Origin of the sequence: Gordonia effusa NBRC 100432, from assembly GCF_000241305.1 — a bacterium.
Lineage (GTDB): Bacteria > Actinomycetota > Actinomycetes > Mycobacteriales > Mycobacteriaceae > Gordonia > Gordonia effusa.
The window spans coordinates 37,861-44,177 of record NZ_BAEH01000044.1 but is presented as its reverse complement, the minus strand read 5'-3'; the positions used below and the strand labels follow the sequence as shown (position 1 = coordinate 44,177).

At 64.6% G+C, this 6,317-nt stretch carries 6 protein-coding genes and 1 pseudogene; 5 read left to right on the top strand and 2 right to left on the bottom strand.

What is annotated here, in order from left to right:
• Positions 1-219, bottom strand: a pseudogene (locus GOEFS_RS07765) (1,4-dihydroxy-2-naphthoyl-CoA synthase); the annotation flags it as partial.
• 84 nt (positions 220-303) lie between these two features.
• Here GOEFS_RS07765 and GOEFS_RS07760 point away from each other — a divergent pair.
• The gene (locus GOEFS_RS07760) at positions 304-1,266 is read left to right on the top strand and encodes an esterase/lipase family protein (protein ID WP_007317346.1); all 963 of its coding nucleotides are present in this window, start codon (positions 304-306) and stop codon (positions 1,264-1,266) included.
• 31 nt (positions 1,267-1,297) lie between these two features.
• Complete coding sequence (locus GOEFS_RS07755) at positions 1,298-1,912, top strand: PaaI family thioesterase (RefSeq protein WP_007317345.1); 615 nt, start codon at positions 1,298-1,300, stop codon at positions 1,910-1,912.
• A gap of 146 nt (positions 1,913-2,058) precedes the next feature.
• Here GOEFS_RS07755 and GOEFS_RS07750 read toward each other — a convergent pair whose 3' ends face one another.
• The gene (locus tag GOEFS_RS07750) at positions 2,059-3,306 is read right to left on the bottom strand and encodes a saccharopine dehydrogenase family protein (RefSeq protein WP_007317344.1); all 1,248 of its coding nucleotides are present in this window, start codon (positions 3,304-3,306) and stop codon (positions 2,059-2,061) included.
• Positions 3,307-3,437: 131 nt separating this feature from the next.
• Here GOEFS_RS07750 and GOEFS_RS07745 point away from each other — a divergent pair, with 131 nt between their 5' ends.
• The 3 genes from GOEFS_RS07745 to GOEFS_RS07735 all read left to right on the top strand — a co-directional run bounded on the left by GOEFS_RS07745 (position 3,438) and on the right by GOEFS_RS07735 (position 6,278).
• Positions 3,438-4,019: a class I SAM-dependent methyltransferase gene (locus GOEFS_RS07745; RefSeq protein WP_007317343.1), complete on the top strand. Its 582-nt coding sequence runs from the start codon at positions 3,438-3,440 to the stop codon at positions 4,017-4,019.
• 129 nt (positions 4,020-4,148) lie between these two features.
• Positions 4,149-5,807, top strand: coding sequence for a 2-succinyl-5-enolpyruvyl-6-hydroxy-3-cyclohexene-1-carboxylic-acid synthase (gene menD / locus GOEFS_RS07740; RefSeq protein ID WP_040524735.1), 1,659 nt, complete (start codon positions 4,149-4,151; stop codon positions 5,805-5,807).
• An 18-nt stretch (positions 5,808-5,825) separates the two neighbouring features.
• Positions 5,826-6,278 carry a DUF3592 domain-containing protein gene (locus GOEFS_RS07735; RefSeq protein WP_007317341.1) on the top strand — a complete coding sequence of 151 codons (453 nt, stop codon included), beginning with the start codon at positions 5,826-5,828 and terminating at the stop codon, positions 6,276-6,278.
• Positions 6,279-6,317: the final 39 nt, after the last annotated feature.

Genomic DNA, 6,317 nt, shown 5'->3' with positions numbered 1-6,317 from the left:
ACTGCGCCGGGCGTGATCGAGGGTGCGGTAGAGCTCGTCGACCGTATGCGGGCGAAATGCGTTACGCACCTCCGGCCGGTTGAAGGCGATACGCACGATGCCGTTGGCGCGCCCTTCGCCGACGTGGCGGTGATAGGTGATGTCGGTGAGATTGTCGAAGCCGTCGACGCCGGCCCACTGGCTCGGGTCGAAAGGATTGGCCGCCGATGATTCGCTCATGGCGACAACCCTACGGTGAGGCGAATTGCGTGGTTGTGGTCACACGATGTTAGGACCGCCTAACCGATGTGATCTAATCGTGACATGAACCTTTCCCGTCGTCTGGCGACCGTGGCAATGGCCGTGGTGGCTACCGTCGCTGTCGTAGTCCCCGCGACTGCCACCTCGGTGGCGCAAGCCGCTCCCGCTCCCGCCGTCGCCCCGACTCCGGTCAAGCTGAACAAGAAGGTTCCGGTTGTCTACGTGGCGAGTTCCATCGAGACCGCTCAGCTCGCGGAGACCTTTGCCACGCCGATGCGTATGCGCGGCTACGATGTCCATGTCTTCCTGACCAAGGACGACAATGACCCCGCGAACAGCCCGTTCTACACGATCCGCGGCAACTCCGCGAAGCTCGGTCGTTATGTTGCCGCGCTGTCGAAGAAGACCGGCCAGAAGAAGTTCGACATCGTCGGAGCATCGCAGACCGGGCTCGTGACTCGCTACTGGCTGAAGTATTACGGTGGCCAGAAGTTCGCGCGCAATGTGGTGCTGCTGTCGGGCATCATCAAGGGATCGCCCTACCAGGCGCAATGGATCCGACAGGGCAAATGCCCGCCGGCCGACCGTATGCAGTACCTGCCGAAGCAGTATCGCAAGGTCAATCCGACTCCCGCGTGTGAAGAAGAGGCGATGGGCAGCAAGGTTGTCCGCGCACTGAATACACCGCGTGAAGCACTGCCCGGCATCAAATACTTCAACATCACCACGCTGCAGGAAGAAGAAGCAGCTCCCTACTGGATCAACCTGATGTCGGGCCCGGGTGACTACCGCAACATCATCACCCAGAATCTGTGCCCCAACGATCCGGTGGTTCATCTCAGCATGACGGTGCAGCCGTCGGTGCAATCACTCGTCGACAGTGCGCTTCGCGGTGGTCCGCTGAAGATGGACTGCATGGTGCCGGTGATCCCCGGTGCGCCGACGCTTAAGGACACCATCAAGGTCCTCAAGTCCCCGCCAGGAGTGAAACTCCCACCGGGATACAAGGTTCCGGCCGGATTCTAGGTTTTGCGCGTCGCTCTTATACGTTTGCTAGATGAGTGAACCCCACGAGGGCGGATTTCGGCCGACCTTCGACATCAGCACCGAGCGCGGCGGACCTAATTACGGCGAATTCGTCGGGCAGGTACGCGAATTCATGGACCGCGTTCGTGCGGCCCTACCGTCCGCGGAGTTGACCGACGAACTTCTCGGCGAGCTCAAAGTCATGAACGAGAAGTTGGCCGACGTCGAGACCGACGAGTGGACCGCGCCGGCCGGTACCCGGATCGACTTGCCCGCGCGCGGCAACATCACGCTGCCGCCCTACGGCGTCGTCGATGCGGGGCCCGACGGCGTCGATGCGACGATCACGTTCACTCGGTTCAACCTCGGCGGAAACGGTGCGGCACACGGTGGTTTCGTCGCGTTGCTTTTCGACGACCTCGGCGGGATGGCAGCGGCGCTGAACATCGAAGGGATTTGCCGCACAGCGTATTTGAAGGTCGACTACCGATCGCTCACGCCGTTGGATAGCGAGCTGACGGTTCGTTGTTGGGTGGATCGCGTCGAGCGTCGAAAAGTCTTCGTACGTGGCACGCTGCACGACGGTGATCGACTGTGCGCGGAGATGGACGCGCTGTTCATCGCGCTCAAACCGGGCCAGCCGTAGCACTGCGTTGACCGGCTGTCCGCAAACCCCACCTTGTCCGCAAACCCCACACTGGCGGACATTCCCGACCCAGAAACCGGGTCGGGAATGTCCGGCGGAGTCGGGTTTGCGGATGGAGCGGGGACCAGGGGGTGGGACCAGGGTGGCTAGCCGAGTTTCGTTACGTCCAGTGCGAAGCCGGCCGCGCGCAGGCGATCGACCAGCGCGTCACCCATCGCGACCGACGGGGTAAGCACGCCAGCATGTTTCGGCAGTTTGTCCCGATCGAGAGCTAGCGCCAGGGCGCTTTCGCCCAACATCACCGCGGTCGCCTTATAGCCCGGGTCGCCGCTGGCGCGGATCTCGGAGCGGTAGCGCGCACCCGTCGTGGTACGTGTAAACGTCTGTGCGACAAAGAATCCCTTGTCTCGCGACTTCTCGTTAGGTCCCTGACCGGGGGCGGGCAACACCTTGTCGAGAAGTTTCCGAGTGGGTTTGAGCGACATCGCGGCCAGGAATAGCCCAGCGCCGGCTGCGACCACGCTGGCCGCGATCGTCGAAATCACGGGTATGCCGCCGACGGCCATCGCCTCGCCGTAGTGGAATTCCGGGCCGTATGCGCCATCGAGTAATGCGTTGCTGCGCCGCACAATTCGGGTGTTATACGACGACATGAAGAACGGTGCCAGGGTGCCGGTCAGCGACCGGTCGACGGTCTTCGCGCGGATTAGCGAGATATCCGACGGTTCACTGCGCAACTTGGCCTGCACCGTTTCATTCGGCCCCGACGACAACGCCTGCGGGTTGAGCAATACCCGACGTACCGTTGGGTCCGACGCCTGGTCGGCGATGACGCGCATCGAGTCGATGGTGCCGCCGGAGACGCTGCCGCGCATCGCCTTGATGACCATGGTGGTGTCGGTGAGTTGCCCGGCCGCGTCGTCGGAGACCTTTCGGTACAGCAGATAGGTGCCCAAATCCGAAGGGACAGAATCGAATCCGCACGAATGGACAATACGGGCCCCGGTAGCGGCTGCGGTCTCGTGTGCTTTGTCGATGGAGTACCGCACGAAGGGAACCTCGCCGGTGAGGTCGACGTAGTCGGTACCGGCGCTGGCCGCCGCGGTCACCAACGCCTCGCCGTAGCGCAGGTACGGGCCGACCGTTGTGCAGACGACCTGCGTGCGGGCGACCATGGCGTCGAGACTGGCGGGAGAATTGGAATCGGCGACGACGAGCGGCCACGCGGCCGCCGTGACGGGCAACTTAGCGCGGGCGGCGACGAGTTTAGACTCTGACCGCCCGGCCAACGCGATCTTGGTGCCGGCCGGCGCGTGCTCAGCTAGATAACGGGCGGTCAGCTCACCGACGAAGCCGGTGGCGCCGAAGACGATGACATCGAATTCGCGACTCATGGAGGCACCTTACCGCGAAGTCAGTAAGGCGGTCATCCGACCACGGTCGGAGGCGTGAGGACCTAGGGTGGCGGTTATGGGCTTCTACGAGGACCGCATCCTGCCTCATATCATCGAACGGACCCTGCGGTATGCCCGCGATGCGCAAACCGCGACGTCGCGCGACCGCCGGGCTCGCCGGTGATGTCGTGGAGATCGGCTTCGGGTCGGGCACCAATATCGACTGCTACCCACCGACGGTCACCGCGATCACGGCGATCACGGCGATCGAGCCGTCCGATACCGCGTGGCGGATGGCAGTCAACCGGGTCGCCGACACTAGCGTGCCGATTACCCGCGGCGGACTGGACGGGCAACGACTCCCGTTCGCCGACAACACGTTTGATTCCGCGTTGTCGACCTACACGATGTGCACCATCGCCGACCTGCCCGCGGCGGTCGCCGAATTGCGCCGCGTCGTCAAACCAGGCGGCACGCTGCATATCCTCGAACACGGACGAGCCCCCGATGAGAAAGTCCGACGCTGGCAGCGGCGGCTCGAGCCGATCCAGCGCCGAGTCGGCGGCGGTTGCCACCTCACCCGGGACATCCCCGAGATACTGGCCGCGGGCGGTTGGCAGGCCGTCGAAGTCGATCGGTACTACGCCGAGCAGACGCCGCGGATATTCGGCGCGCTCTCGGTTGGCGTGTTTCGCAACGACGTCGTCGGCTGAATCTCTGCTGGAACTGTCCCCGTCAGCGGAGCAGGCGCTATATCGCCGCCTGCGTCGGTGAGGGGGACAGTACCGGTTGTGCCCGACGCCACGCTCGCCCGCGCGGGGGTGGCGCATACGCTGGACGGTATGAATCCGTCCACGTTGCAGGCCCGCGTCATCGTCGATGAACTGATTCGCGGTGGCGTGACGGACGCGGTTCTGTGTCCCGGATCGCGGAACGCGCCGCTCGCATTCGCGCTGCATGCCGCCGATCAGCAGGGACGACTGCGGTTGCACGTCCGGATCGACGAGCGATCGGCTGGTTATCTCGCTCTTGGACTCGCGGTGGCGTCGAAGCAGCCGGTACCCATCGTGATGACCAGCGGTACCGCGGTTGCCAATATGAGTCCGGCCGTATTCGAGGCCAACTACGCCCGAGTCCCGTTGGTTGTCATCAGCGCCAACCGTCCCTACGAATTATTGGGGTCGGGCGCTAATCAAACCGTTGAACAATTCGGCATCTTCGGCACCCAGGTCCGCGCGACGATCAGCCTCGGACTCGCCGAACAAGACCTCGACACCAATAGTCAATGGCGCTCGGCGGTCGGCCGCGTACTCGCCGCCGCGCGGGGCGCCCGCACCGGCAATGCCGGGCCGGTCCAATTCGACATTCCCCTGCGCGAGCCACTGGTCCCCGACGCCGACACCGCACCCGACGATGACCTCGGTGCCTTCGCCGGCCGACCCGACGCTGCGCCGTGGACGATGGCGCCGGTCGGCAAACTCGATGTCCCGATCCCCATCGACCTCAGTCTGGACACCGTTGTCATCGCCGGGCACGGCGCTGGTGTGTCGGCAGAACTCGCCGGCATCCCGACTGTCGCCGAACCGACTGCGCCGCAACCAGATTCGCCGCTGCATCCGCTCGCGCTCGACCTGATCACACCGCAGCAAGCGATTATCTGCGGCCGCCCGACGTTGCATCGTGGTGTATCGCGACTGCTCGCCGACCCGAATGTTCGCGTCTACGCGATCACCACCGGACCGCGCTGGCCCGACGTCTCGGGCAATGTCATGGCGACCGGCACCCGGGTGGATCGCCGCGGTAGCCCGCGCGAGGACTGGCTGAAGGAATGCGTCAGCGCGCAGCAGCGAGCTGTCGGCGCCGTCGACGCGGTGCTCGACGAAAGCGGCCCGACGACCGGGTTGCATATTGCCCGAATCGTCAGTGGCGCAGTACGATCCGGCGATCGGCTAGTGGTGGGCTCGAGTAACCCCATCCGCGACGTCGCGCTTGCCGGTCATGTAGTCGACGGTGTCGCCGTGGTGTCCAATCGTGGTGTCGCCGGGATCGACGGAAATATCTCGACCGCCATCGGAGCCGCTCTGGCACAACAGGTTTCGCGCCCGGGTAGTCAGACGATCGCTCTATTTGGCGATCTCACCTTCATTCACGACGCCACCGGACTCGTCATCGGACCGGGGGAGCCGCGCCCGACGGCGCTGCGCATCGTGGTCGCCAACGACGACGGTGGCGGCATCTTCGGCCTGCTCGAACAGGGCGATCCACGATTCAACTCCGGCCCCTACGCAGGTGCGTACGAGCGGGTTTTCGGTACCCCGCACCGCACCGATCTGGCTGCCCTGTGCGCGGGATTCCATGTGCCGCACCGTCGAGCGGCGATCGGCGACTTGCCCGCGCTGCTGACCGGCGCGGTCCCCGAAGGCGGAATCGAGGTCATCGAGGTGAGCACCGACCGTACGCGTTTGCGTGAGGTCCACGCCGCGATCCGGGCGAGGTTGTAGGTCACTACACTTACGACCATGAATCCGACCGTGCAGCGCTATACCCAGATCGTGCTGCTGTGCGTCGGGGGAGTGGTCACCGCACTCGCGGTCGTGTTGGTCGCTGGCTGCTATCACAACGATTCGCAGATCAACGCCAACAAGGCGACCGTTATCGCCGACGTCGTGTCCGCGGATGCGTTGCACGCCGCGGTCAATCTGCAAACGCCGGACGGGCAAATCTACAGTCCGCGGCTGGGCCTGCTGTATCCAACCGAACTGGCGGTCGGGGAGCGGATCAGCGTCGACTACGACATCACCAACCCAGACCTCGCGCGCCCGACCGGCCGGGACTGGAAACTGTCACTCGCACCCGCACTCTCGATCGCGGTTATCGGCTGGCTCGCGGTTGCCGTGGTGATGGTGTTGGTCGCCGAGGCCAGTCGCCGACTGCGCCTGCGGCGGGCCTCAGCGACCAATCAGAACGGCTAACTGTTCACCTGAAGTTCGCGGCGCGGCACCCGGCGTCGT